The following is a 20,911-nucleotide window of genomic DNA, read 5'->3' on the forward strand; positions in this document are numbered from 1 at the left end:
GATGGGCACCACCATGACGTCGGCCGAGCCCCGCCCCCTTCCGCGCGTGGGCGTCGTCACCGTCGTCTACCGGTCCAACCACGTGCTCCCCGGGTTCCTGCGCTCGCTGCCCGACGCGATCGGCGAGCCGTTCGCGACGGTGATCGCCGACAACCGCCCCGGTGAGGGCTCGCACGCGCGAGAGCTCGCGGCCGAGCACGGTGCCGAAGTGGTCGAGCTGCCGCACAACCCGGGGTACGGAGGCGCGATCAACGCGGCGGTCTCGAGACTGCCGGGCAGCGTCGAGTGGCTCGTCGTCAGCAACCCCGACGTCGTGCTGCGCCCGGGCGCGATCGCGACGCTCATCGCGGTCGGCGAGCAGGACCCGCGCGTCGGCGCGGTCGGCCCCGCGGTCGAGAACCTCGATGGCACGCTGTACCCCTCGGCGCGAGCCATCCCGTCGCTGCGCACCGGTGTGGGGCACGCGCTGTTCGCCAACCTTTGGAAGTCGAACCCCTGGACGGCCGCGTACCGCGATGGCGCGACGGCGTCGGGTCATCGGCGCGACGTCGGCTGGCTCTCGGGCTCGTGCCTCGTCGTTCGTCGTTCGGCCTTCGAGGCGATCGGCGGATTCGACGACGGGTACTTCATGTACTTCGAGGATGTCGACCTCGGGCATCGTCTCGGCAGAGCGGGCTACCGCAACGTCTACGAGCCCGCCGCGCGCGCGCTGCACACGGGCGCGCACTCCACCGGCACAGAGTCCGCCCGCATGGTGCGCGCGCATCACGACAGCGCCAAGCGGTTCCTGCGCGGCAAGTACCGCCCCTGGTACCTGTGGCCCGTGCGCGCGGTGCTGAGCGCGGGACTCTCGCTGCGCGCAGCGGTGCTGACGCGACGACTGCGCGGCGACTAGCTCCGGGCTGCGCTCCAGCGGCCGTCGAGGGCGCCGACGTGCGCCCTCACGGCGTCGAGCGTCGGCAGCAGGCCGATCCGGCGGGCCTCCTCGAGCGTCGGCGCCTCGAGATCCTTCGGCGACAGCAGCGGCTCGCCGGCCTCGGCGGGGAACTCGAGCCCGATCGTCGGGTCGAGCGGCGTGACGCCGTGCTCGGCCGCGGGATTGAACACCTCGCTCACGAGGTACGTGACCGTCGAGCCGTCCTCGAGCGAGACGAAGGCGTGCCCGAGCCCCTCGCCGACGTAGACCGCCCGGCGATCCACCGTGTCAAGCCGCACCGCATCCCATCTTCCGAAGGTCGGCGAGCCGACTCGGATGTCGACGACGTAGTCGATCACCGCCCCGGCGGTCACGGTGACGTACTTCGCCTGGCTCGGCGGCACGTCGGCGAAGTGGATGCCCCGCACGACGCCGCGACGGGAGACCGAGCCGTTGCCCTGCCTCAGGTCGAGGGGGTGCCCGACGGCCTCGGCGAGCGCGTCGAAGCGGTACCACTCCCAGAAGACGCCGCGGTCGTCGGGGAACTGCCGGGGGGTGACCTCGAACGCGCCCGCGATCGAGAGCTCGCGGATCTGCATCCCGCCAGTCTAGGGGCGGCGCCACCGAGGGGGCTCTGGAGGGCGGCTCGCCGACTGGCCCCCGTTCGGGGGTGGACCACTCGCGCTGGTAGGGTCGCCCGGGGGCGCCCGAGCCCCGACGCTGGAGGTGATGAGCCGTGTCGACGACCGCGCTGCGCGTGATCCTCGACCGCGCGGGCGAAGAGTCGCCCTCCGGCATCGGCCGCTACGCCCTCGAGCTCACCCGGCAGCTCATCGCGACGGCCCCCCGGGGCTGCGAGGTGCTCGGCGTCGTGCCCGCCTCCCCCGAGCCGGAGTACGACCGGCTCGAGCGCGAGCTGCCCGGCCTCGCCGGTCTGCACAAGAGCGCGCTCGACCGCCGCCAGCTCCGCGCCGCGTGGCAGCACGGGTTCACGCGCCTTCCCGGCGGTGGCATGGTGCACTCCCCGAGTCTGCTGGCGCCGCTGCGCCGGCACGACCGGGTCGAGAGCCCTGGCGACCAGATGGTCGTCACCATCCACGACGCTGTGGCGTGGACGCACCCCGAGACGGTGCACCCCGCGCGCGCCTCGTGGATCAGGGCCATGGCGAGGCGAGCGCAACGCTACGCCGACGCCGTGGTCGTGCCGACGCACGCCGTCGCCGAGCAGCTCGGCGAAGTGCTCAACCTCGGCGACAGGGTGCGCGTGATCGCCGGAGCGGTGAGCTCGACGCTCGTGCTCGGCGACGACGCCGACGAACGGGCCGAGCGCCTCGGTCTGCCCGACCGGTACGTGCTCGGGGTCGGTCCCTTCGAACCGCGCAAGGGCACGCGCGAGCTGCTCTGGGCGCTCGCCGACACCGCCGCCCCGAGCATCCCTCTCGTGCTCGCCGGCCCGACGGGCGATGCTGACGTCGACATCGCATCGGTCCGAGCGGATGCCCGACTCGCGCCCGACCGCGTGCTCGCGCTCGGCGCCCTCGACGACGCCGACCTCGCCGTGGTCTACGACCGAGCGGCGGCCCTCGTGGTGCCGAGCCTCGCGGAGGGGTTCCCGCTGCCCGTGCTCGAGGCGATGAGCCTCGGCACGCCGGTCGTGCACTCCGATGCTCCCGCGCTCCTCGAGGTCGCTGCCGATGCGGGCCTGGTGGTGCCGCGCGCCGACTTCGCGGGGTATCCGCGACGCATCGCGGAGGCCCTGCGTCGCGTGCTCGAGGAGCCGCTGCTCGCTGAGGAGCTCGTCGTGCGCGGGCACGACCGGGTCCGCGCCTTCAGCTGGCGCGACTCGGCCGAGAAGACCTGGCAGCTGCACGCCGACCTGTAAGCGGGGCGCGTCACTCCGCGGTCGGGGCGACCGCCTCGGCGACGAGCGAGCGGGACAGGGCGTAGTCGGGCTCGACGTTGTCGATCGTCGGCGGCGTGAGCTCGACGTCGGTGATCGGCAGCTCGCGCGCCTTCACCGCGAGGTCGCTCAGCACGCCGAGCATCGCCTGCGGGATGTCGGTGCGCACCACCTGCGTGCCAGCCTCGGCGATGGCCTGGAACCGGGTGAGCACGGTCGCCGGCTCGACCTGGCGCAGGATCGCCTCCTGGATCTGCCGCTGGTGCGCCATCCGGTCGAAGTCGGTGAGGTTGTAGCGGTTGCGCGCGTACCAGAGCGCGGTGTCGCCGTCCATGCGTTGCTCACCCGCCTCGATGCGACCCACCACGGGGCCGCCGTTGATGCCGAGATCCATGCCGGGCTCGGCCACCGTCACGGTGACGCCGCCCAGCGCATCGATGAGCTGCGCGAAGCCCTGCATGTCGATGAGCACCGTGTACTGCACCTCGAGTCCCGTGACGCCCTCGACGGCGTCCTTCATCGCCTCGATGCCGGGCGTGCTGCCCTCGCGCTCGGCCCTGGGATACAGCTCGGGGTGCTCCTCCGCCCAGGGGTAGAGGTAGCTGATGAGGCAGTCGTCACCGCAGTCGAAACCGTTGGGCCACTCCTCCCACAGCGGCGACCCCTCGGCGAACGGGGCGTTGTAGAGGTTGCGCGGGATGCCGATCATCGTCACCGCGCCCGTGCCGGCGTCGACGCTCGCGAGACTGATCGAGTCGGGGCGCAGGCCGATGCGGTCGGGGCCGGCGTCGCCGCCGAGCAGGAGGATGTTGTAGCGGCCGTCGATGGGCGGCTCGATGAAGCCGCCGGCGAAGACGCTGCCGAGGGTGTCGCGCCCGATGCCGGTCGCCCACGCCGCCCACGCCGAGCCGCCAACCGTGAGCACGAGCGAGAGCGCCACGAATCCGGCCAGCGGCGCACGCGCGCTCGGGGTCGCCCGCACGATGCGAGCGAGCGAGAGGGCGTTGATCGTGGTGGCGAGCCACAGCACCGCGTAGAAGATGAGCCCGAGCTGGGCCACCCACAGCGTGACGACGTTGGTCGCGATCGTCAGGGCCACGGGACGCGCGAGCGCGAACAGCAGCAGGCCGCCGAGCACGACGCCCCACAGCACGAATGTCGCTCCGACGGCGAAGCGCCCCCATTTGCGGTCGCCGGCGAGCAGCTGCGCCGAGCCGGGGACGAGCAGGTTGAGGCCCAGCAGCCACCACGCGCGCTTCGCCATGAGCTCCGGCTGGCGCGTGTCGGGGTGCCGCAGCGGCGAGGTCAGGCTCACCGCTCGCGGGAGGCGACCGCGGTCTTGAGCGCCTCGTTCTTGGTCGCCACGGCCTGCTCGAGGCCGGCGGCGAAGGCGGCCAGCTTCTCGGCGACCCGGGCATCCGTCGCCCCGATCATGCGCGCGGCGAGGATGCCGGCGTTGCGCGCGCCGCCGATCGACACCGTCGCGACCGGGATGCCCGCGGGCATCTGCACGATGCTGAGCAGCGAGTCCATGCCGTCGAGGTACGCCAGCGGCACGGGCACACCGATGACCGGCAGCGTCGTGACCGAGGCGATCATGCCGGGCAGGTGCGCGGCGCCGCCGGCTCCGGCGATGATGGCGCGGATGCCCCGGCCGGCGGCCGCGCGACCGAAGGCGATCATCGCGTCCGGCGTGCGGTGGGCGCTCAGCACCTCGACCTCGCAGGCGATGCCGAACTCGTCGAGGGCCGCGACGGCGTGCCGCATGACCGACCAGTCGGAGTCGGAGCCCATGACGACGGCGATGAGGGGGGCGGACACGTCGTTCATGCTAGGCCTCAGGCGTCGAAGTGGGCGGCCGCGGCGCGCGCCCGGTAGGCGACGTCGTCGAGGTCGTCGCCGATCGCGGTGACGTGGCCGGCCTTGCGGCCCGCGCGCGGGCCCTTCCCGTAGGCGTGCACCTTGACGGCGGGCTGGTGCCCGAGCGCCGCGGCGATGGCCGGCGCGGGCAGCGAGCCGAAGACGTTGATCATGACGCTCCAGTCGGCGAGGGCATCCGTCGCCCCCAGCGGCCAGTCGAGCACAGCGCGCAGGTGCTGCTCGAACTGGCTCGTGACCGAGCCGTCGATCGAGAAGTGGCCGGAGTTGTGGGGGCGCATCGCGAGCTCGTTGACGAGCACGCGGCCGTCGGCGGCGTGGAAGAGCTCGACCGCGAGCACGCCCGTGACGCCGAGCCCGTTCGCGACGGTCGTGGCGATCTCGGCCGCGGCGCGCTCGGCGGCGTCGCCGACGTGCGGGGCGGGGGCGATGACCTCGGCGCAGACTCCCCCGCGCTGCACGGTCTCGACGAGCGGCCACAGGCGCACCTCGCCGCTCGGGCGGCGCGCGGCGAGCTGCGCGAGCTCGCGCTGGAAGACCACGAGCTCCTCCACGAGCACGGGTCCCGCCTCGAGCCAGTCGTCGGCGCCGCGCGCGTCGTCGACGATGCGCACGCCCTTGCCGTCGTAGCCGCCGCGGGGCGTCTTCACGATCGCGCGGCCGCCGTGGTCGGCGAGAAAGCCCGCGAGCGCGTCGGCGCTCTCGACGCGCGCCCAGTCGGGCATCGGCACGCCGAGTTCGCCGAGGCGCTCGCGCATGAGCAGCTTGTCCTGCGCGTAGAGCAGCGCCTCGGGGCCTGGCCGCACGGCGACGCCGGCGTCGACGAGCGCGGCGAGCACCTCCTGCGGCACGTGCTCGTGATCGAAGGTGATGGCGTCGCAGCCGCGGGCGAACTCGAGCACCGTCGCGGCATCCCGATAGTCGCCGACTGCGGTCGCCGCGAGTCGGGCCGACGCGTCGGGAGCCTCCGCGAGCACGCGGATCTCGATGCCGAGCGCGACCGCCGCGGGCACCATCATGCGTGCGAGCTGGCCACCTCCGATGACGCCGACGACGGGCATGCGGGCTCTCCTCTAGATTGGGGGCTTCGTCTTCCATTGTGGTGCACCCCGGAGGCCCCATGCCCCACTTGCTCGCCCAGTTCGCCCGCTTCGGCGCGGTCGGGCTCGTCGGGCTCGTGGTCGACGTCGCGCTGTTCAACGTGCTGCGGGTGACGGTGCTCTCGCCCGAGGCGCTCGAGGCGGGCCCGATCATCGCCAAGGTCGTCTCGACGTCGGTCGCGATCGCCGTGAACTGGGTCGGCAGCCGCTACTGGAGCTTCCGCCTCCGTCGACGTCGCCCGCCGGCCCGCGAGGCGGTCGAGTTCGCGATCGTGAGTATCGGCGGCATGCTCATCGCCGTCGGCTGCCTCGCGGTCTCGCGCGAGGTGCTGGGCTTCACGAGCCTGCTCGCCGACAACATCGCCTCGAACGTCGTGGGGCTCGGCCTGGGCAGCCTGTTCCGGTTCGCACTGTACCGCTGGTGGGTGTTCCACCCCAGGCGGGATGCCCCCGCCGAGCAGCTCGTCGGCTGAGGTCAGCCCGCGAGGCGGGTGGCGCCGGTCTGGCGCCGAGCATCCGCGACCGATGACCGACTGTGCTCCATGAGGTCGGTGAGCGCCTCCTGCACGAGGGCGGCTCGGGGCAGGTCGCGCAGCACGACGGGGCGGTCGAGCCCCGTGTTGAGCAGGATATCGCCGGAGCGGAATAGCCGCTGCAGCCCCGACTGCCGCAGCGCGACGTCGTAGCTGCGACTGTGCAGCACCTCCTGCCGGGTGCGCACGACGAGCCCGTGCCGGATCACGATGCGCCGCGTCGTGATGAGCACGTGGCTGGCGAGCCAGCGCACGTACGGCGCGAGCACGAGCAGCAGCAGGGCGAGCGCGCCGGCGGCGATGATGAGGACGCGCAGCCAGAGCTCGTCGAGCACCGCCGCACCGTAGACGGCTCCGCCCGACACCGCGAGCAGCACGAGCACGGGCAGCACGAGCGCCCGCGCGTGGGCGCGCAGCAGCACGATCACGCGCTCCGGATCGGGCTGCTCGCCGGTCATGCCCTATTCATAGCGCAGGTGGGTCACGTCGCCGGCCGACACGGCGACGAGGCTCGAGGAGGGCTCAGCCGCGCGCACGAGCAGGCGGCCGTCGTCGTCGAGCGCCTCGGCGACGCCGCGAAGGGGTGCGAGCCCCGGCTGGTCGACCCGCACCGCGTGGCCGAGGGTCGCGAGCACGGGCTCGACGAGGGAGCGGAGGGCCGCCGCGGTCGGAGCGGCGCGCCACTGCGCCACGAGGTCGAAGGTCTCGCGCAGGAAGGCGGCGAGGGCGCGATCGGTGAGCGCAGCATCCGCCGCATTGTCGTGGTCGGAGGCGGCGGCGGTCGTCGCGACGCCCTCGAGGGCGAGCGAGGTCGCGGTCGGCACGGGCAGCTGATCCTCGCGCAGGGTGAGGTTGAGGCCCGCGCCGATGACGACGCCGTGCGGGGTCAGCTCGGTGAGCACGCCGCTGAGTTTGCGCCCGTGCACGAGCACGTCGTTGGGCCACTTCAGGCCCGCACCGGCCACGCCGAGCTCGCGCACCGCCCGCGTCATCGCGACGCCCGCGAGCAGCGGCAGCCAGCCGAGCTGCTGCGGGTCGAGGGCGGCCGGGTCGAGGCGCACGAAGATCGAGACGGCGAGGGATGCGCCGGCGGGAGCGCTCCAGACGCGGTCGAGGCGGCCGCGGCCGGCCGTCTGGTCGGCCGTGGCGAGCACCGCGAGGTCGGGCAGGTCGGCGGCCCGGCTCACGAGATCGGTGTTGGTCGAGGGGCAGGAGTCGCGCCACTCGAGCTGCGGTGCCACGGCGCGGGCCAGGGGATGCTCCATGCCTCGAGGGTACGGCGCGGTGGTACCGTGGCCGACCGTCCGCGACCGCTCCCGCCACCCCTGGAGGTCACGCATGACAGCCGCCCCCACCACCGCGCCCCGCGAGGCCTTCACCGGTCAGGTCGGGTTCATCCTCGCCGCGATCGGATCGGCCGTCGGCCTCGGCAACATCTGGCGCTTCCCCGGCGTCGCCTACGAGAACGGGGGCGGCGCGTTCCTCATCCCCTACGTGGTGGCGCTGCTGACGGCGGGCATCCCGATCCTCTTCCTCGACTACGCGATCGGCCACCGGTTCCGCGGCGCCGCGCCGACGGCCCTGCGGCGGCTCGGCGGTGCGCGCGCGGGCAGGCTGCTCGAGGGGCTCGGCTGGTTCCAGGTCGCGATCGCCTTCGTGATCGGGCTGTACTACACGGTCGTCATCGCGTGGGCGCTCAGCTACTTCGTGTTCTCGTTCGACATCCGCTGGGGGGATGACCCGGCCGGCTTCTTCACCGGCGAGTACCTGCGCGTCTCCGACCCGGGGCTCAGCCTCGACTTCGTACCGGGTGTGCTGCTGCCGCTCGTGCTGGTGTGGATCGCCACGATCGCGGTGCTCGGCCTCGGCGTCGCCAAGGGCATCCAGCGGGCGAACGTCATCTTCCTGCCGCTGCTGCTCGTGGGGTTCCTCGCGCTCGTGGTGCGCGCCCTCTTCCTCGACGGCTCGGCCGCGGGTCTGAACGCGCTCTTCACCCCCGACTTCGCCGCCCTCGTGAACCCCGACGTCTGGATCGCCGCCTACAGCCAGATCTTCTTCTCGCTGTCGATCGCGTTCGGCATCATGATCACCTACTCGTCGTACCGGCGACGCCGCTCGAACCTCACCGCACCGGCGCTCGTCGTGGCGTTCGCCAACTCGTCGTTCGAGATCCTCGCCGGCATCGGCGTCTTCGCGACGCTCGGCTTCTTCGCGGTGCAGCAGGGCGTCGCCGTCGGCGAGCTCGAGGGGCTCACGGGCGTCGGGTTGTCGTTCATCACCTTCCCCGCGATCGTCGCCGAGATGCCGGGCGGGCCGATCTTCGGCGCGCTCTTCTTCGGCTCGCTCGTCATGGCCGGCTTCACCTCGCTGCTGTCGGTGCTGCAGGTCGTCTCGGCGGCGTTCCAGGAGAAGTTCGGCGTCGGGCCGCGCGCCGCCGCGGCGACGATCGGCGGCGTCTCGGCGGTGCTGTCGATCCTGCTGTTCTCGACCACGAGCGGCCTCATCGCGCTCGACACCGTCGACCACTACGTCAACAACCTCGGTATCGTCGGCTCGGCGGTGCTGACGACCGTGCTCGTGATCCTCGTGCTGCGTCGCGGCGCCGAGCTGCGCGGGCACCTCACCGCGGTCTCGACCTTCCCCGTCGGCCGCATCTGGACGGTGCTCGTCGGCGCGCTCGCCCCGCTCGTGCTCGGCTTCATGCTCGTCTCGCGCATCATCGCCCTGCTCACCGAGGGCTACGAGGGCTACCCGCCGCTCTATCTCGGCATCGTCGGCTGGGGCTCGCTGCTGCTCATCGCGGTGCTCGCGGTCGCGCTCACCGCGCTGCGGTGGCGGCGATCGCCCGACGACTTCACCCCATGGCCGGCGCCGCACCAGCTGCCCACTTCGACCACGGGAGGCTCGCGATGACTCCCACCGCCATCCTCTTCCTCGTGCTCGCCATCGCGGTCGTGTGGGGCGGGCTCACGGCGAGCCTGCTCGTCCTGCGCGCGCGCCCCGAGCGCGCCGACTACCCCGCCGGCGGCGAGCACGACCAGCGCGAGGACGCCGGGCCGGTCGAGCGCGACACCTAGCCGAGCATCGCAACCGTCTCGGCCAGCGTCGGCGCCGTGGCCGGCCCCCGCCGCGTGACGGCGAGCGCGGCGGCCGCGTTCGCGAGCCGAGCGGCGCGCGCGGGCGCCTCGCCGCGGGCGAGCGCGGCGGCGAACGCACCGAGATGCGCATCACCCGCGCCGTTGGTGTCGACCTGCTCGACGGCGATGCCGGGGACTCGCTCGACCTGCCCGCACACCGCGACGAGGCAGCCCTCGGCGCCGAGCCGCACGAGCACGCCGCGCCCCTGCGCGGCGAGCGCGCGCGCCGCCGACTCCGGCTCGGGCTCGCCCGTGAGGGCTCGGGCTTCGGCGAGCGAGGCGCTCACCCAGTCGGCGCGCGCGAGGGCCGCCGCAAGCGCGTCGGGACGCTCGACGACGGCCAGCGGGCCGGGGTCGAGCAGCACGGTCGTGCGCTCGGGCAGCGCGGTCAGCCAGGGCGCGAGCACCCCGCCGTTCGTCGCCCCGAGCAGCCCGTAGCCGGAGACGTGCACGAGGTCGTCGTCGGCGACCTCGACCTCCGCGAGCGCGGCGCCATCGAGGTGCGCCTCGGCGCCGAACGCGGTCGCGAACGCCCGCTCGCCGTCGGCCTCGGTCATCGCGACATCGAGCCCGGTGTCGAGCGACGGATGCGCGGGCAGCAGCACCTCGACCCCCTCGGCCGCGAGGCTCGCCCGCACGAGCTCGCCGAGCGGACCGGTGCCGTGCGCCCCGGCGTAGGCGGCCGCGAGCCCCTGCCGGCGGGCGGCGAGCAGCACGTTGACGGCGCCGCCGGCGTGCAGGCCGCGGGAGCGGCCGAGCACGTCGCCGCCGCGCGCGGGCAAGTGCGGGAGGTCGAGGGCGAGGTCGACGAGGGCGTTGCCGACGCTGACGAGGCGCGCGGTCATCCCGCTGCCCGGTGACGGAGGGCGAGCAGAGCATCGGCGATCGCGGGCAGGCCGAGCGAGTCGGCGCCGAGCCTCGCAGCGCTCACCGCGTCGACGGTCGCCGCGGGCCCCCTCGCCCACGGCGCGGTGCCGTGCACGGCGCCGGCGATCGCACCCGCGATGGCAGCGATCGTGTCGGCATCGCCTCCGAGCGAGGCGGCGGCGCGCACCGCGAGCCACGGGTCGTCGACGAGGGCGAGCACGGCGAAGGCCGCCGGAATGGACTCCTGCGAGGCGAGGCTCGTGCCGACGACGAGCGCGAGGCGGTCGATGGCCTCGCCGAGCGGCACCTCGGCGGCGCGCAGCGACTCGACGAGGGCCATCGCCTCCCGGATGCGCGCCGCGACGTCGGCCCCCGCAACCCAGTGCCCGCGGTCGCGGCACCGCTCGGCCGCATCGACCCCGGCGGCGAGTGCGGCGGGCAGGTCGGCGCCGGCGACTCCGGCGCTCACGGCGGCGGCCACGGCCGAGGCGGCGGCGAGCGCGAGCGAGGTGGCGTGGGTCACCGAGCTCGCGGCCTCGACGGCGTCGAGCAGGGCATCCGCCCCCGCATCATCAGCAGAGAGGGGCGTCGCGATGCCGACGGGCGCGATGCGCATCGCCGCGCCGTTCGTCGTGCCCGTGCGTCCCGCGGTCTCGAGCGGCTCGCCGCGCAGCACCGCCTGCACGGCGCGCGTGGTCGAGGGCCCGAGCAGGTCGGTCGAACCGCGGCGGCGCATGTCGTCCTCCCACGCGACGAGGGCGCGGGCGAGCGCGGCCGCCTCGATGCGGCCCTCGCCGTCGATGAGCAGTCGCGCGACGAGCAGCGCCTGCTCGGTGTCGTCGGTGATCGCCCCGGCGGGCATGCCCCCGGCGAGCGGATGCTCGGCCTCGGCCTCCACGAAGCCGTCGACGACGCCGCCCGTTCGCTCCCGCACCGCATCGCGGCGCAGCAGCTGGAACGGCATGCCGAGGGCGTCGCCGACCGCGAGCCCCTGCAGCGCGCCGAGCGCGCGATCGAGTTCGCCCTCCGTCGGCGCCGTCGCGTCGCTCACGGGCCGGCGACCTCGGCGAGCACCGCGTCGGAGCTGGTGATCTCGATGAGCGGCGCGTAGAGCGCCATCGCGGCAAGCGCCCGCTCGTGGTCAGCCTCCGAGACCCCCGCGCACGCATCGGCGAGGACGCGCACCCGCACGCCCGCGTCGGCGGCGGCGAGCGCCGTCGAGAGCACGCAGCAGTCGGTCGAGACCCCGGCGAGCACCAGGTCGTGGCCGACGAGCGAGGCGAGCTCCGCATCCCATTTCGAGAACGTCGTGCGCGTCACGATCCGGTGATCGCCCGCCGGGAGGCTCGGCAGCAGATCCCAGATCGCATCGGTCGGCGGCACGAGCGCGAACGACCACTGCGCGTAGTAGGGCACCCACGCGCCGACCGGCTCATCGGGAGCCACGAAGCGCGTGAGGGCGACGCGATCGCCGAAGGCCTCCACGAGGCGCGCGACGGTCGGCTCGATCGCGGGCGAGCCGGGCGCGAACCACGGGCTGCCCGCCTCGCCGAAGACCCGCTGCATGTCGATGACGACGAGCCACGGATGCCCGCCCGCGCGATCCCCCGCCACCGGGGCCGCACCGCTCATCACGCGACGGGAGCGGTCGCGCCGAGGGCCTCCTGCCGCCGCACGGCCGCGCGGCCGAGCAGCAGGTAGCCGACGAACCCGATCAGCAGCGAGATGAGCACGCCGAGGTTCGCGCCCTCGAAGCCGGGCGTGAGACCGAGGAAGTACCCCTGCCACAGGAACGCGTCGCCGTAGAAGGCGTTCGAGACGAAGCCCCAGCCGATCGCGGTGCCGACGACGAGCAGCACGATCGACTCCCAGCGCACGGCGCCGTAGCGGCCGCGGCGGTCGTAGAGCTCGGCGTCGGCGTACGGCTGCTTCCGCAGGATGATGTCGGCGATGAACATGCCCGCCCAGGCCGCGATCGGCACGCCGAGCGTGATGAGGAAGCCCTGGAACGGCCCGAAGAAGTCCTGCGCGACGAAGACGACGAAGATCGTGCCGAGCACCATGAGGGCGCCGTCGATGCCGACCGCGGCGGCGCGCGGCAGCTTCAGGCCCGCGGCGAGCAGCGACAGCCCCGAGGAGTAGATGTCGAGCACGGCGCCGCCGACGAAGCCGAGCACGGCGACGATCGCGAACGGCACGAGGAACCAGGTGGGCAGGATCGTCGACAGCGCGCCCACCGGGTCGGCGCCGATCGCGTCGAGCAGCGTCGTCGACGAGCCGGCGAGCAGCAGGCCGACGAGCAGCAGCAGCGCGGGAGCCCACGAGGCGCCGAACGTCGTCCAGCCGACGACGCCGCGGCTCGAGGCCGAGCGCGGCAGGTAGCGGGAGTAGTCGGCGGCCGCGTTCACCCAGCCGAGCCCGAAGCCGGTGAGCATGAACATGAGGCCGCCGATCACGGCGCCCGCCTCGGCAACCGGCAGCGCGAGCACCGCGCCGAGGTCGATCTGCGGCAGCACGAGCACGACGTAGACGACCGTCAGCACGCCCGTGGCGATCGTGATCCACTTCTGCAGCCGCATGATGAGGTCGAAGCCCATGACGCCCGCCCCGATGACGAGCGCCGCGACGACCACGAGCGCCACGACCTGCGTGCCGACGCCGGCGTCGAAGCCGAGCGCGCCGAGCACCGTGGAGGTCGCGAGCACGGCGAGCGAGACGAGCACCGTCTCCCAGCCCACGGTGAGCACCCACGACAGGATGCTCGGCACGCGGTTGCCGTCGACGCCGAAGATCGCCCGGCTCAGCACGAGCGTCGGGGCCGAGCCGCGCTTGCCCGCAAGCGCGATGACGCCGACGAAGAAGAACGACACGGCGATGCCGATCGCGCCGACGATGAGCGCCTGCCAGAACGAGACGCCGAAGTACAGCAGGAAGGCGCCGTAGGCGATGCCGAACACCGAGATGTTCGCCGCCGCCCAGGGCCAGAACAGGTCGCGGGGCGCGCCCTTGCGCTCCGACTCGTGGATGACGTTGATGCCGTTCTGCTCGACGGCGAGCGCCGCAGCGCTCCCGCCCTCGGTCGCCGTCGACATGGGGGTTCCTCCAGTGCGCGGGGTGGTCGACCGCGGGTGAGGAGCGGCCGTCGCCGCGAGCGTATCCCCGGCCCCCGGGGCGGTCAACGCGCCGCGCACAGCGGTCCTCGGGCCGCACGCGACCACCGACGGGGGCGCGGGGGCGTCGCGAGCCCCGGATGCCCGGACTCAGCGGGCGAGCGCGCTCCGCACCCGGCGGGCGCCGGTGACGATCGCGCGCGCGGGCGCCCCGACGGCGAGCGCCGCCGCACCGCTCACCGAGCGGTCGTGGGCGCCGAGGGCGGTCTTGCGATCCCAGGCCCGGCGCAGCGGACCGCCGAGGGTCGAGCGCACGGGGCGGCGCGTCGGCAGCCCTCCGCCCGCGCGCTCGGCGACGAGCTCGGCGAGCGCGGTCGCGGCGTCGGCGTCGGCCTCGGCGTGGAGGTAGTTGTCGGCGGCCCACGCGGCCGCGGGCATCCGGAACCGGCCCTCGAGCATGTCGGCGACCGAGCCCAGCAGTCCCGAACCGCGGAAGACCGTGTTGATGAGCGCGTCGTCGACGCCGAAGTCGTCGAGCGCGATCGAGGGGATGCCCCGCGCGACCGCCTCGACGATCGCGGTCGAGCTCACCGTGGCGAGCGCGCCCGCGGTGTCGAGGGTCTGCAGCATCGAGCCCCCGCGCACGATGAGGTTCGGGGCCCGGTGCGGCAGCTCGTCAAGCAGCGCGGCGAGGGGCCAGCGCTCGGCGTGGGTCTGCTGCTCGCCCGCGCCCGCGCGCACCTTGAGCACGACGCGACGCTCGGGGCGACGCCTGGCGAGCTCGTCGAGGCGGGCGACGAGCCAGCGACGCTCGTCGAGCGACGCGGGCACGAGCGCCTGGGCGGCGAAGACGATGTCGTCGCCGGCCGAGGCGTGGCGCTCGAGGAAGGGCAGCGTCGACAGGGCGAACCGCTGCGGCCAGCCCAGCTCGCGGGCTCGGGCCGCGAACGCCCGGCGCTCGCCGCGCGAGTGCACGAGCATGAGGTCGGCCTGCGCGCGGTAGAACAGGGCCTTGCGGGTGGCGGGGATCGCCACCCCCGGCAGCCCCGTGACCAGCACCGGTCGGTGCGGCAGCTCGGCGAGCTCGCGCAGCACGACGGCCGCGGCGGGTCCGCGCATGCCGACGAGCACCGCGTCGGGGCGGCGCTGGCGCACCTGCTCGACGAGGTCGTCGAGCGCGAGCACGGCGAGGTCGCGACTGCGCCAGCGCGTGCGGTCGAGCGCGGCGCGGCGCTGCGGCTCGCTCGGCAGCACCGGATTCGCGAGCAGCTGCAGGGCCACGTCGCCGACCGTCCAGGGCGCCTGCTCGGCCAGCCGCTCGGCCGTGCCCGCGACCCACTTGAGGTACGAGTCGGAGTCGGCGAGCGCGACGAGGGTCATGCGCCGACGCGGCGCAGCTTCGCCATCGGCGCGAGCTCGCCGGGCTGCACGCGCTTGAAGCCGTCGCCGAGCGCCTGCTCGATGATCCGGATGTCGCGCACGAGGTGCTCGAGCCCCTGCGGCTCGAGCGAGGCGGCGTGGTCGCTGCCCCACATGGTGCGGTCGAGGGTGATGTGCCGCTCGATGACCGTCGCGCCGAGCGCGGTCGCCGCGAGGCTGATCTGCAGGCCCCGCTCGTGGCCCGAGTAGCCGATCGGCACCCCGGAGTAGCGCGCGCCGAGGGCCGGGATCATGCGAAGGTTCGCCTCCTCCGCCGGCATCGGGTACGTCGACGTCGCGTGCAGCACGATGAGTCGGTCGTCGGCGTCGAGCGCGGCGACGGCGGCGTCGATCTGCTCGAGCGTCGACATGCCGGTCGAGAGGATCACGGGCCGCCCGGTCGCGCCGATCGCCCGCAGCAGTGCGAGGTCGGTCACCGAGGCCGACGCGACCTTGTACGCCGCGACGTTGAGGCTCTCGAGGAAGTCGACGCTCGGCTCGTCCCACGGCGAGGCGAACCACGTCAGGCCGCGCAGCGTCGCGTGGTCGCCGATCTCGATGTACTGCTCGCGATCGAGCTCGACGCGGCGCCGGTACTCGAGGTAGGTCATGGTGCCCCACGGCGTCTCGCGCTCGACGTCGCGCATGTGCGCGGGCGTCGCGAGCTCGGGGGTGCGCTTCTGGAGCTTCACGGCGTCGGCCCCGGCATCGGCCGCGACGTCGATGAGGCGCTTGGCGAGGTTGACGTCGCCGTTGTGGTTGAGGCCGATCTCGGCGATGACGTAGACGGGGTGGCCGGGCCCCACGGGCCGACCGGCGATCGTGACGCTCACGCGTCTCCTCCTTCGATGGTGCCCGCGAGGGCGTCGGCGAGCCGCAGCTGCTGCTCGGTGTCGATCTCGAGCGCGCCGCGCTCGTCGACGACGGCCGGCTCGATGCGGCCGAAGAAGCGGTGCCGCGCGGCGCGGAACCCCGCGGCGTCGAGCACGTAGAAGGCGCCCGTCTCGGCGACCTGGGGCGGCAGCTCCTGCCGGCGGGGGCGGTGTGCGGCGTCGTGGTTGACGCCCGCCCAGCCGCCGGAGGGCTCGTTGCTCGGCGCCCAGAGGAACACCGGAGTCGCGATCGCGGCGAAGACGACGTCGGCCTCGCCGGAGCGCACGCGGGCGACCGCGGCATCCAGGTCATCGTGGTCGACGAAGGGCGACGTCGCCTGCACGAACACGAGGACGTCGACCCCGTCTCCCGCGACCTCGAGGGCGTGCAGCAGCGCGCTCTCGCTCGCCGCCTCGTCGGTCGCGAGCTCGGCGGGCCGCACGACGACGACCGCGCCGCTCGCCTCGGCCTCGCGGGCGATCGCCGGATCGTCGGTGCTCACCACGACCCGGTCGACGGATGCCGCGGCGCGGGCCGCGCCGACCGCCCTCGCCACGAGACTCCGCCCGCCGACCGTGCGCAGGTTCTTGCCGGGCACTCCCTTCGACCCGCCCCTCGCCGGGATCACCGCGAGCACGGTCATGACGCCGCCGCCAGCGGGTCGGCGAGCAGCACGCGCGAGCCGGTGCCCTCGAGCACGAGCTGCAGGGTCTCGAGCGCGCTCGACGGGCGGCTCACGATGTCGAGGGGGCGCGCGGCGCCGCCGAGCGCGAGCTCGACGGGCACGAGCGGGGCGATGACCTCGACGTGGCGCTCGCGGGCGAGGGCGCGCACGAACCACTCCGGCTCACGACGGTGGGGCAGGTAGGCGATGCGGCCGGCGCGCGCGAGGGCGAGCACGAGCGCGCGCTGCTCGTCGGGGGTCGAGGTGCGATCGGCGACGGCCGCGGTGCCGAGCACGACGCGGCGACCGGCCGGCACGTCGCGCGCGGCGAGACCGTGCGCGCGCGTCCAGGCGAAGCGGTGGTGCCGCACCGCGGCCCCGAGTCCCTCCAGCAGGGCGACCGCCGGGTCGCCGGGGTCGAGGTAGGTCGTCACCTCGAGCCGCCCCTCCTCGGCGAGCGCCCGCAGCGTGCGGGTGGTCGCCTCGGCGAGCGTGCGACGAAGCCCCGGCACGCGCTCACCCGGTCGGCGATCCGGGCGCAGCAGCGGCTCGCCCGCCGCGAGCAGCCGCGCGAGCCTGCGGGTGATGGCGCCGTCGTCGACGAGCACGAGCCGCTCGGGCACCGCCCGCGCGAGGCGCGCCTGCACGAGGCCGGAGAACGCGTCCCCGACGAGCCAGTCGCCGCCCGCCGCGAAGCGGTGCCACGGCAGCAGCCGGCGCTCGAGCCCGATGCCGACGCCCTCCGGCTCGCCGCCGCGCTCGTGCACGAGCGTCGCGGTGCGCTCCAGCTGCGCGTCGCCCGCCCGGGGCACGATGGCGATCGGCCGCTCGCGCTCGCCCTCGGTGAGCGCCGCGTGCTCGAGCGCGCCCAGCAGCTGCAGCGGCGACTCGACCCACGCAGTCGTGCACGGCCTCGGCATGCGGATCCCCCTCGCCAGCCCGCACGAGCGCGGGCACCCCCGCCCGCTCGCGGGCTCGGTTCGCCAGCGACGGTACGAGCGGCCGGTGACGGCGCGCGGGCGCCGCGGTGAACGGAGGGCGACCGTCCGATGACCGCGCGCCGTCTCGCGACGCACACCGGGCATCCCCCTTTTTGTGGCCTTCCACCAACGGCACCCCGCCCTGCCTGGTCGATAGGCTGACCCGGTGACCGACGAGACCACAGCCCCCGACCTGTCGACGACCGCCGGCAAGATCGCCGATCTGCGCGTGCGCTACCACGAGGCCGTGACGGCGGCGGGCGAGGCGGCGATCGAGAAGCAGCACGCGAAGGGCAAGCTCACGGCCCGCGAGCGCATCGACGCGCTGCTCGACCATGGCAGCTTCGTCGAGCTCGACGAGTTCGTCCGCCACCGCACGCACGCCTTCGGCATGGAGGCCAAGCGCCCCTACGGCGACGCGGTCGTCACCGGCACCGGCACGATCCACGGCCGGCAGGTGACCGTCTACAGCCAGGACTTCACGATCTTCGGCGGCTCGCTCGGCGAAGTCGCGGGCGAGAAGATCATCAAGGTCATGGAGCTCGCCATCAAGACGGGCGTGCCGATCATCGGCATCCTCGACTCGGGCGGCGCGCGCATCCAGGAGGGCGTCGTCGCGCTCGGCAAGTACGGCGAGATCTTCCGCCGCAACACCGCCGCGTCGGGCGTGATCCCGCAGATCTCGATCATCTGCGGCCCCGCCGCGGGCGGCGCCGTGTACTCGCCGGCCCTCACCGACTTCGTCATCATGGTCGACAAGACCAGCCAGATGTTCGTCACCGGCCCCGACGTCATCAAGACCGTCACGGGCGAGGACGTCGGCATGGAGGAGCTCGGCGGCGCGCTCACCCACAACCGCACCTCGGGCGTCTCGCACTACCTCGCGCAGGACGAGCCCGACGCCTTCGACTTCGCCCGCTCGCTGCTGAGCTACCTGCCCGACAACAACCTCGCCGAGCTGCCCGAGTACGCCTCCGACGCCGAGCTCGAGGTCACCGACGACGACCGCCGCCTCAACGCGATGATCCCCGACAGCCCGAACCAGCCCTACGACGTGCTCGACATCATCGACCACGTCGTCGACGCGGGGTCGTTCCTGGAGGTGCAGCCGCTCTTCGCGCCGAACATCGTCATCGGCTTCGCACGTGTCGAGGGCCGCAGCGTCGGCGTCATCGCGAACCAGCCGAAGGCGATGGCCGGCACGCTCAACATCGACGCCGGCGAGAAGGCCGCGCGCTTCGTGCGCTTCTGCGACGCCTTCTCGATCCCGATCCTGACGCTCGTCGACGTGCCCGGCTACCTGCCCGGCACCGACCAGGAGTGGACGGGCGTCATCCGCCGCGGCGCGAAGCTGCTGTACGCCTACGCCGAGGCGACCGTGCCGCTCGTCACGGTCATCACGCGCAAGGCCTACGGCGGCGCGTACATCGTCATGGGCTCGAAGCAGCTCGGCGCCGACATCAACCTCGCCTGGCCGACGGCCGAGATCGCCGTGATGGGCGGGCAGGGCGCGGTGAACATCCTGTACCGCAACGAGATCAAGGCGGCCGAGGCGAACGGCGAGGATGTCGCGGCGGTGCGCACGCGGCTGGCGAACGAGTACACCTACAACGTCGCGAGCCCGTTCCTGGCGGCCGAGCGCGGCGAGATCGACGGCATCATCGAGCCGGCGGCGACGCGCGTGGCGGTCATCAAGGCGCTGCGGGCGCTCAAGGGCAAGCGCGCGAGCCTGCCGCCGAAGAAGCACGGGAACATCCCGCTGTGACGCACGCCGACACCCCCGCGGCGGATGCTGCGCCCGCGCCCGTCGTGCGTATCGAGTCGGGGCACCCCACCGACGAGGAGCTCGCCGCCGTGCAGGCCGTGCTCGCGGCGGTGCTCGCGGAGCAGGCCTCGCTCGGGGCGCCGCGCACCGAGCCTCGGGTCAATCTGTGGCGTCAGGCCGCGCGGGCCCCTCGCGCGGAGGTGCACGCGGGCCCCGGGGCGTGGAGCGCCTCGCGAGGCCAGCGCGGCTGCTGAGGCCGCACATCGCCCGCGCGCGCGAGCGCGATGTGCGGATTCCGTCGTGCTGACGACGGATTCCGCATCGACAAGGGCATGCACGCCCTCGTCCGCTACCCCCGGACGGGGGATGTACCCCGATTCCGCACACATCACCGTTCCACACCCGCGCGAAATGGCCTCAGTCGCCGACCGGGGTACGAGAATTGTCCCCCAGGTGTCCCCCAAAATGACGACTATGCGGACACGATGGCGACCGGCACTATTGCAGGTAAGCGGTGCGGCTCTCTCTGAAGACCGCACCACCCTTCACCGGCCGACTAGGGTAATCGGCCCGTTGATTGGGGGGCGAGTTAGGTCCATATTCGGGTTGTGGATCTAACTCGATACGTTACGAGGGGCCGGAGATGGGTACTCCGGCCCCTCGATCGTTAACGGGCGGTGAGGCCCGTCGAGCGACGTCCCCATCGGGGGCGCTCACGCCGCCTCAGCGCGGAGACACCGCCGACGGCCGGGGGATCTCCATCCAGAGGTCAACCTCGTCGTCCTCGTCGTCCTCCTCCTCGGCCGAGCCGAGGTCGCGCGCCGAGCCGTCGCCGACGGGCGTGAGCCCCACGACGGTCACCGCCACATCCGAATCCGCGGGTGCCGTGCGAGCGATGATCCGCCGGGCGGTCGTGCCGCCGATCGCCGCCGCGAGCCGATCGAGCACCTGCTCCCGCTCGGCCGGGTCCATCCCGTCGAGCCCGCCCTCGTCGAAGAGCGTCACCGTCGCACCGCGACGCCGGGCCGCCATGACCTCGACGCGCACCGCGTCGTTGAGCAGCTCACGGCCGCGGATCTCGTCGCGGATCGCCGCCTCGAGATAGAGGCACTCGCGCCGCTGCTCGTCGGTCAGCTCGCCGCCGGAGCGCTCGATCACCTTGAGCATGGGCGCCGCTATCGTCGCGGTCTGGCCCAGCCGGAACTGCCGCTCGTAGAGGTGCGCCTCCTGCGCCGCCTGCCAGTCGGTGGCCTCCCGCTCGGCCTGGGCGAACCGCTGGGCGTCGAGGGAGGCCTTCGCGAGGGCGCGACTAAGGATGTGCGAGATCGCCACCCACGCCGCCGAGCCGATGACGCCGGTGCTGAGCAGCAGTCCCGCGCCGCCCCACCAGATCGTCTGGACGATGAGCAGCGCGATGCCCGTCCACGCGAACAGGTGCCGCCGACGCGTGGAAGTGATCGTCATGAGCGTGCCGATCGCGGCGACGTACCAGGTCGCGTAGCCGAGCCCACCCTCGCGCTCGGGGTCGAGCTGCGGCGTCACGAGCAGCGTCATGCTGACGCAGACGGCGACGTTGAGCGCGGCCATCCAGACCGGCATGCGCTCCGGCTGGCCCGGCAGGAGGCTGATGGTCGAGGCGAGCGCGTAGAGCGCCATCGCGGCGAGCACAGCGAGCGGGTTAGCGGGGATCGCGATCGTGTAGAGCCCGAGCACGATGTGGTAGCCGGAGAACAGCGCCGCCATCGTCACGATGAGCGAGCGGGGCACGC

Annotated in this window: 22 protein-coding genes; 7 read left to right on the forward strand and 15 right to left on the reverse strand. The window is 73.7% G+C overall.

Annotated features, from left to right (window positions below; genetic code table 11):
- Position 1: 1 nt before the first annotated feature.
- Positions 2–895: a glycosyltransferase family 2 protein gene (locus ID804_RS07965; protein ID WP_223159066.1), complete on the forward strand. Its 894-nt coding sequence runs from the start codon at positions 2–4 to the stop codon at positions 893–895.
- Here ID804_RS07965 and ID804_RS07970 read toward each other — a convergent pair.
- Complete coding sequence (locus ID804_RS07970) at positions 892–1,515, reverse strand: dTDP-4-dehydrorhamnose 3,5-epimerase family protein (RefSeq protein ID WP_169079649.1); 624 nt, start codon at positions 1,513–1,515, stop codon at positions 892–894. The two genes, ID804_RS07965 and ID804_RS07970, sit on opposite strands and share 4 nt — an antisense overlap.
- 137 nt (positions 1,516–1,652) lie before the next feature.
- Between ID804_RS07970 and ID804_RS07975 the strand changes: the two genes are divergently transcribed.
- Entirely contained in the window at positions 1,653–2,798 is a 1,146-nt protein-coding gene (locus ID804_RS07975; RefSeq protein WP_169079647.1) for a glycosyltransferase family 4 protein, read from the forward strand.
- 10 nt (positions 2,799–2,808) lie between these two features.
- Here ID804_RS07975 and ID804_RS07980 read toward each other — a convergent pair whose 3' ends face one another.
- From ID804_RS07980 to ID804_RS07990, 3 genes are read right to left on the reverse strand one after another with little or no spacing between them, the layout of a single operon-like run.
- Positions 2,809–4,131, reverse strand: coding sequence for an LCP family protein (locus tag ID804_RS07980; RefSeq protein WP_169079645.1), 1,323 nt, complete (start codon positions 4,129–4,131; stop codon positions 2,809–2,811).
- Positions 4,128–4,646: a 5-(carboxyamino)imidazole ribonucleotide mutase gene (purE, locus tag ID804_RS07985; protein WP_169079643.1), complete on the reverse strand. Its 519-nt coding sequence runs from the start codon at positions 4,644–4,646 to the stop codon at positions 4,128–4,130. The genes ID804_RS07980 and purE overlap by 4 nt, the downstream gene beginning before the upstream one ends.
- A gap of 8 nt (positions 4,647–4,654) precedes the next feature.
- Positions 4,655–5,755 carry a 5-(carboxyamino)imidazole ribonucleotide synthase gene (locus ID804_RS07990; protein WP_169079642.1) on the reverse strand — a complete coding sequence of 367 codons (1,101 nt, stop codon included), beginning with the start codon at positions 5,753–5,755 and terminating at the stop codon, positions 4,655–4,657.
- A 59-nt stretch (positions 5,756–5,814) separates the two neighbouring features.
- Between ID804_RS07990 and ID804_RS07995 the strand changes: the two genes are divergently transcribed.
- Positions 5,815–6,267 carry a GtrA family protein gene (locus tag ID804_RS07995; protein WP_169079641.1) on the forward strand — a complete coding sequence of 151 codons (453 nt, stop codon included), beginning with the start codon at positions 5,815–5,817 and terminating at the stop codon, positions 6,265–6,267.
- Positions 6,268–6,269: 2 nt separating this feature from the next.
- Here ID804_RS07995 and ID804_RS08000 read toward each other — a convergent pair whose 3' ends face one another.
- The gene (locus ID804_RS08000) at positions 6,270–6,785 is read right to left on the reverse strand and encodes a PH domain-containing protein (protein ID WP_211161159.1); all 516 of its coding nucleotides are present in this window, start codon (positions 6,783–6,785) and stop codon (positions 6,270–6,272) included.
- A 3-nt stretch (positions 6,786–6,788) separates the two neighbouring features.
- On the reverse strand, positions 6,789–7,592 hold the full coding sequence (locus ID804_RS08005) for a biotin--[acetyl-CoA-carboxylase] ligase (protein ID WP_169079640.1): 804 nt from the start codon (positions 7,590–7,592) through the stop codon (positions 6,789–6,791).
- Positions 7,593–7,665: 73 nt separating this feature from the next.
- Between ID804_RS08005 and ID804_RS08010 the strand changes: the two genes are divergently transcribed.
- Both ID804_RS08010 and ID804_RS08015 read left to right on the forward strand, forming a co-directional pair.
- Positions 7,666–9,240, forward strand: coding sequence for a sodium-dependent transporter (locus tag ID804_RS08010; protein WP_169079639.1), 1,575 nt, complete (start codon positions 7,666–7,668; stop codon positions 9,238–9,240).
- Entirely contained in the window at positions 9,237–9,404 is a 168-nt protein-coding gene (locus ID804_RS08015; RefSeq protein WP_169079638.1) for a methionine/alanine import family NSS transporter small subunit, read from the forward strand. The genes ID804_RS08010 and ID804_RS08015 overlap by 4 nt, the downstream gene beginning before the upstream one ends.
- Here ID804_RS08015 and ID804_RS08020 read toward each other — a convergent pair.
- From ID804_RS08020 to ID804_RS08055, 8 genes are all read right to left on the reverse strand, one after another.
- Positions 9,401–10,309, reverse strand: a complete 909-nt coding sequence (locus tag ID804_RS08020; protein WP_169079637.1) for a PfkB family carbohydrate kinase — start codon at positions 10,307–10,309, stop codon at positions 9,401–9,403. The genes ID804_RS08015 and ID804_RS08020 overlap by 4 nt on opposite strands.
- Entirely contained in the window at positions 10,306–11,382 is a 1,077-nt protein-coding gene (locus ID804_RS08025) for an ADP-ribosylglycohydrolase family protein (RefSeq protein WP_317451227.1), read from the reverse strand. Before ID804_RS08025 ends, ID804_RS08020 begins: the two co-directional genes overlap by 4 nt.
- Positions 11,379–11,963 carry a cysteine hydrolase family protein gene (locus ID804_RS08030; protein WP_169079636.1) on the reverse strand — a complete coding sequence of 195 codons (585 nt, stop codon included), beginning with the start codon at positions 11,961–11,963 and terminating at the stop codon, positions 11,379–11,381. The genes ID804_RS08025 and ID804_RS08030 overlap by 4 nt, the downstream gene beginning before the upstream one ends.
- On the reverse strand, positions 11,963–13,423 hold the full coding sequence (locus ID804_RS08035; protein ID WP_169079635.1) for a purine-cytosine permease family protein: 1,461 nt from the start codon (positions 13,421–13,423) through the stop codon (positions 11,963–11,965). Before ID804_RS08035 ends, ID804_RS08030 begins: the two co-directional genes overlap by 1 nt.
- Positions 13,424–13,591: 168 nt before the next feature.
- Positions 13,592–14,821 (reverse strand): DUF6716 putative glycosyltransferase, encoded by a 1,230-nt coding sequence (locus ID804_RS08040; RefSeq protein WP_169079634.1) that lies wholly within the window; start codon positions 14,819–14,821, stop codon positions 13,592–13,594.
- The gene (locus ID804_RS08045) at positions 14,818–15,693 is read right to left on the reverse strand and encodes an N-acetylneuraminate synthase family protein (protein WP_169079633.1); all 876 of its coding nucleotides are present in this window, start codon (positions 15,691–15,693) and stop codon (positions 14,818–14,820) included. The genes ID804_RS08040 and ID804_RS08045 overlap by 4 nt, the downstream gene beginning before the upstream one ends.
- Positions 15,690–16,376 (reverse strand): acylneuraminate cytidylyltransferase family protein, encoded by a 687-nt coding sequence (locus ID804_RS08050; RefSeq protein WP_169079632.1) that lies wholly within the window; start codon positions 16,374–16,376, stop codon positions 15,690–15,692. The genes ID804_RS08045 and ID804_RS08050 overlap by 4 nt, the downstream gene beginning before the upstream one ends.
- Positions 16,373–17,317, reverse strand: coding sequence for a hypothetical protein (locus ID804_RS08055; protein WP_169079631.1), 945 nt, complete (start codon positions 17,315–17,317; stop codon positions 16,373–16,375). Before ID804_RS08055 ends, ID804_RS08050 begins: the two co-directional genes overlap by 4 nt.
- 226 nt (positions 17,318–17,543) lie before the next feature.
- Between ID804_RS08055 and ID804_RS08060 the strand changes: the two genes are divergently transcribed.
- Both ID804_RS08060 and ID804_RS08065 read left to right on the forward strand, forming a co-directional pair.
- On the forward strand, positions 17,544–19,142 hold the full coding sequence (locus ID804_RS08060; protein WP_169079630.1) for an acyl-CoA carboxylase subunit beta: 1,599 nt from the start codon (positions 17,544–17,546) through the stop codon (positions 19,140–19,142).
- Positions 19,139–19,396, forward strand: coding sequence for an acyl-CoA carboxylase epsilon subunit (locus tag ID804_RS08065; protein ID WP_169079629.1), 258 nt, complete (start codon positions 19,139–19,141; stop codon positions 19,394–19,396). Before ID804_RS08060 ends, ID804_RS08065 begins: the two co-directional genes overlap by 4 nt.
- Before the next feature lie 469 nt (positions 19,397–19,865).
- Here ID804_RS08065 and ID804_RS08070 read toward each other — a convergent pair whose 3' ends face one another.
- Positions 19,866–20,909: a hypothetical protein gene (locus tag ID804_RS08070; RefSeq protein WP_317451228.1), complete on the reverse strand. Its 1,044-nt coding sequence runs from the start codon at positions 20,907–20,909 to the stop codon at positions 19,866–19,868.
- Positions 20,910–20,911 lie beyond the last annotated feature (2 nt).

The sequence above is a fragment of the Microcella alkalica genome (assembly GCF_014595885.1).
Lineage (GTDB): Bacteria > Actinomycetota > Actinomycetes > Actinomycetales > Microbacteriaceae > Microcella > Microcella alkaliphila_B.

What these genes read in the sequence shown, in the direction of transcription:
- ID804_RS08020 (WP_169079637.1), bottom strand. Translation starts at nt 10,309, where the DNA reads ATGACCGCGCGCCTCGTCAGCGTCGGCAACGCCCTCGTCGACCTCGCC.
- ID804_RS08035 (WP_169079635.1), bottom strand. Translation starts at nt 13,423, where the DNA reads ATGTCGACGGCGACCGAGGGCGGGAGCGCTGCGGCGCTCGCCGTCGAG.
- ID804_RS07995 (WP_169079641.1), top strand. Translation starts at nt 5,815, where the DNA reads ATGCCCCACTTGCTCGCCCAGTTCGCCCGCTTCGGCGCGGTCGGGCTC.
- ID804_RS08010 (WP_169079639.1), top strand. Translation starts at nt 7,666, where the DNA reads ATGACAGCCGCCCCCACCACCGCGCCCCGCGAGGCCTTCACCGGTCAG.
- ID804_RS07990 (WP_169079642.1), bottom strand. Translation starts at nt 5,755, where the DNA reads ATGCCCGTCGTCGGCGTCATCGGAGGTGGCCAGCTCGCACGCATGATG.
- ID804_RS08015 (WP_169079638.1), top strand. Translation starts at nt 9,237, where the DNA reads ATGACTCCCACCGCCATCCTCTTCCTCGTGCTCGCCATCGCGGTCGTG.
- ID804_RS07965 (WP_223159066.1), top strand. Translation starts at nt 2, where the DNA reads ATGGGCACCACCATGACGTCGGCCGAGCCCCGCCCCCTTCCGCGCGTG.
- ID804_RS08005 (WP_169079640.1), bottom strand. Translation starts at nt 7,592, where the DNA reads ATGGAGCATCCCCTGGCCCGCGCCGTGGCACCGCAGCTCGAGTGGCGC.
- ID804_RS08000 (WP_211161159.1), bottom strand. Translation starts at nt 6,785, where the DNA reads ATGACCGGCGAGCAGCCCGATCCGGAGCGCGTGATCGTGCTGCTGCGC.
- ID804_RS08055 (WP_169079631.1), bottom strand. Translation starts at nt 17,317, where the DNA reads ATGCCGAGGCCGTGCACGACTGCGTGGGTCGAGTCGCCGCTGCAGCTG.
- ID804_RS08030 (WP_169079636.1), bottom strand. Translation starts at nt 11,963, where the DNA reads ATGAGCGGTGCGGCCCCGGTGGCGGGGGATCGCGCGGGCGGGCATCCG.
- purE (WP_169079643.1), bottom strand. Translation starts at nt 4,646, where the DNA reads ATGAACGACGTGTCCGCCCCCCTCATCGCCGTCGTCATGGGCTCCGAC.
- ID804_RS08040 (WP_169079634.1), bottom strand. Translation starts at nt 14,821, where the DNA reads ATGACCCTCGTCGCGCTCGCCGACTCCGACTCGTACCTCAAGTGGGTC.
- ID804_RS07970 (WP_169079649.1), bottom strand. Translation starts at nt 1,515, where the DNA reads ATGCAGATCCGCGAGCTCTCGATCGCGGGCGCGTTCGAGGTCACCCCC.
- ID804_RS08050 (WP_169079632.1), bottom strand. Translation starts at nt 16,376, where the DNA reads ATGACCGTGCTCGCGGTGATCCCGGCGAGGGGCGGGTCGAAGGGAGTG.